A 2,840-nucleotide genomic window follows, 5' to 3' on the forward strand; every position below is an offset into this window, starting at 1 on the left:
GGTGCCGACGTAGAAGCGTTCGGAATATTGGGCAACTTCACTCAGACTTTGTTCTGCAATTAATGGGGCTACGTTGGCGGCTAGCAGCTGACCCAAATCGCGACCGAAGCGGGTGTCGTTGAGATGGGCATCCTGTTGGATTGTATTCACTGCCCAAAAGGTAAGGCCACTCATGAGCAAGGAAACTACCAGGGTAGCTGCTGCCATTAACCGCGTCTGGAGTGTAAACTCCGACCACCAATGGGCAATGACTTCTCGGATTGTTTTCAGAAGAGCCAGCATTTTAGCAAGGATGAAGGACGGGGGATGAAATAGAATTGTAAAGTTTTTTTACTCTTTCCTTTTTATAGCTTTTTGAGCTATGTCTCGCCGAGAGTACGCGCCTTCAAATTGAATCCGATCGACTGCGGCATATGCTGTAGCGATCGCTCCTTCTATATTTTCCCCGATGGCCGTAACTCCCAGAACTCTCCCGCCGTCGGTGAGGGGATGGGGAGAATTTTCTGCTGGAGCCGAAAGTTTCGTGCCAGCATGAAAGACGATCGCTCCGGTTGTTTGGGCTGACTCGATGCCGGTAATTAATTTACCTTTTTCGTATTCGCCGGGATAACCGCCGGAAGCCATGACTACACAGACGCAAGCTCCCGATTTCCACTCAATTGGCGGCATTTCGGCCAATCGCTGTTGAGTACAAGCTAGCATCAAATCTTCTAAGGGCGTTTCCAGTAGAGGTAAAATAGCTTGAGTTTCCGGATCGCCAAAGCGACAGTTAAATTCCAGCACTTTTGGCTCGCCGGACGGCGAAATCATCAATCCAGCGTAGACAACGCCTATATAGGGAATACCGCGTTTTTGTAAAGTTGCGATCGTCGGTTGCAAAACTTCCTTTTCCACTCGTTCCAGCAACGCTGGGGTACATAGGGGCGCTGGGGCATAAGCTCCCATACCGCCCGTGTTTGGGCCAGTATCCCCGTCACCGATGCGTTTGTGATCCTGTGCGGGTAATAAAGGTCGAATTGTCAAGCCATCTGTGAGAGCTAAAACGGAAACTTCTTCACCGATTAAACATTCTTCGATCACTACCTGGGCGAAATTGCCCTGAAAGATATCTTCTACGGCGGCTACAGCTTCCTCAACTGTTTGGGCGACGGTGACGCCCTTTCCGGCTGCCAAACCATCCGCTTTAATTACAATTGGTGCGCCTTCGGCTTTAATGTAAGCGATCGCCTCACCCGCATCTGTAAAAACAGCAGACTTAGCCGTAGGTATTTCCGCTTCTGCCATCAAAGCTTTCGCCCACGCCTTACTCGCCTCAATCTCCGCACCCGCTTTTGTGGGGCCGAAAACAGGTATATTTTGCGAGAGCAGGTAGTCCGCGATTCCCAAAGAAAGGGGCAATTCTGGGCCAACAGCTACCAGAGAAACGTCATTTTCTTTTGCAAAACGCGCAATTGCTTCAAAATCTTCTACCTTAAGGGGTAGATTCTGGCAACGTTCCATAACTGCTGTGCCGCCATTGCCAGGGACGCAGAATACCCGCTCAACCTGGGGAGATTGCAGGAATTTCCAAGCCAAGGTGTGTTCCCGTCCACCATTGCCAACAACTATAATCTTCACATTATCCTCGTGCGATCGATATCCAATTTTTAAGGATAAAATGAAATAATTGAAAATTGTAGATTTCCAATTTCAGATTGTAAATTTAATGTTAATTTTAAATCTGAAATTTTACATCCATACTCATCCATCACTTTAGGCAATTTATGAGTACGAGTATTGTTACGGGGGCTGCCGGTTTTGTTGGCTCTCACTTAGTTGAAGCTTTATTGAACCAAGGAAAGCAAGTCATCGGAGTAGATCATTTTAACGATTACTACGATCCCAGCTTGAAGCAGAAGAATATTGCCAGTTTTGAGAATCACCCAAATTTTAAATTAATCGCGGATGATATCCAATCTGTGGACTGGGCGATCGTACTCGCCGATGCAGAAGTAGTATACCATCAAGCCGCTCAAGCTGGAGTTCGTGCCAGTTGGGGTGATGGCTTCCGCGCTTATACGGAACGGAATATTAACGCCACACAAGTTTTACTGGAAGCAGCAAAAGAAGCCAAAAATCTCCAGCGGTTTGTGTTTGCTTCCTCTTCCTCCGTATACGGAAACGCCGAAACTCTGCCAACTTCCGAATCTGTTTGCCCTCAGCCTGTCTCGCCATACGGTATGACCAAGTTGGCTAGCGAGCATCTGTGCGGACTATATCACAAAAATTTTGGGGTTCCTGTTGCCTCATTACGTTACTTTACAGTCTACGGCCCCCGGCAACGTCCGGATATGGCTTTTCATAAATTTTTTAAGTCTATTCTGTTGGATGAAGCCATTCCGATATACGGTGACGGACAGCAAACGCGAGATTACACTTTTATCAGCGATGCCATTGCTGCTAATTTAGCTGCTGCAACTGCACCAGATGCAATTGGAGAAGTTTTCAATATTGGCGGTGGCAGTCGTGTGGGATTGATGGAAGTGCTGGATACGATGGAAAAAATTGTTGGTCGTCCCATTCGTAGGAATCATATTGAAGCGGCAAAAGGAGATGCGCGTCACACGGCTGCGGATGTGTCAAAAGCCCAAAAATCGATCGGTTATCAACCGAAAGTTTCGTTGTTGGAAGGTTTGACGCGAGAATGGGAGTGGATTCAAAAATTATATGCTTCTTAGGATTTTTTCAAACCCAATTTTTATCTCATATGCGGTAATATCAATTACCTAAAGCGATCCCCCTCTTATCTGCGTTTATCTGCGTTTATCTGCTGACATCTGCGGTAAAAATTTAACCCCTAA

General features: G+C 46.8%; 2 protein-coding genes and 1 pseudogene. 1 reads left to right on the top strand and 2 read right to left on the bottom strand.

The annotated features are described in order from the left end of the window. Positions 1–282: pseudogene (locus tag H6S82_RS27260) on the bottom strand (PAS domain-containing sensor histidine kinase); the annotation flags it as partial. A 48-nt stretch (positions 283–330) separates the two neighbouring features. Continuing rightward, positions 331–1,617 carry a phosphoribosylamine--glycine ligase gene (gene purD, locus H6S82_RS27265; RefSeq protein WP_190463142.1) on the bottom strand — a complete coding sequence of 429 codons (1,287 nt, stop codon included), beginning with the start codon at positions 1,615–1,617 and terminating at the stop codon, positions 331–333. A gap of 146 nt (positions 1,618–1,763) precedes the next feature. Here purD and H6S82_RS27270 point away from each other — a divergent pair, with 146 nt between their 5' ends. After that, a complete protein-coding gene (locus H6S82_RS27270) occupies positions 1,764–2,717 on the top strand; it encodes an NAD-dependent epimerase/dehydratase family protein (protein ID WP_190463144.1) in 954 nt (317 codons plus the stop codon). Positions 2,718–2,840 lie beyond the last annotated feature (123 nt).

The organism is Planktothrix sp. FACHB-1355 (genome assembly GCF_014748295.1).
GTDB lineage: Bacteria > Cyanobacteriota > Cyanobacteriia > Cyanobacteriales > Aerosakkonemataceae > Aerosakkonema > Aerosakkonema funiforme_A.

Coding starts and splice junctions, on each gene's coding strand:
- H6S82_RS27270 (WP_190463144.1), top strand. CDS start 1,764: ATGAGTACGAGTATTGTTACGGGGGCTGCCGGTTTTGTTGGCTCTCAC.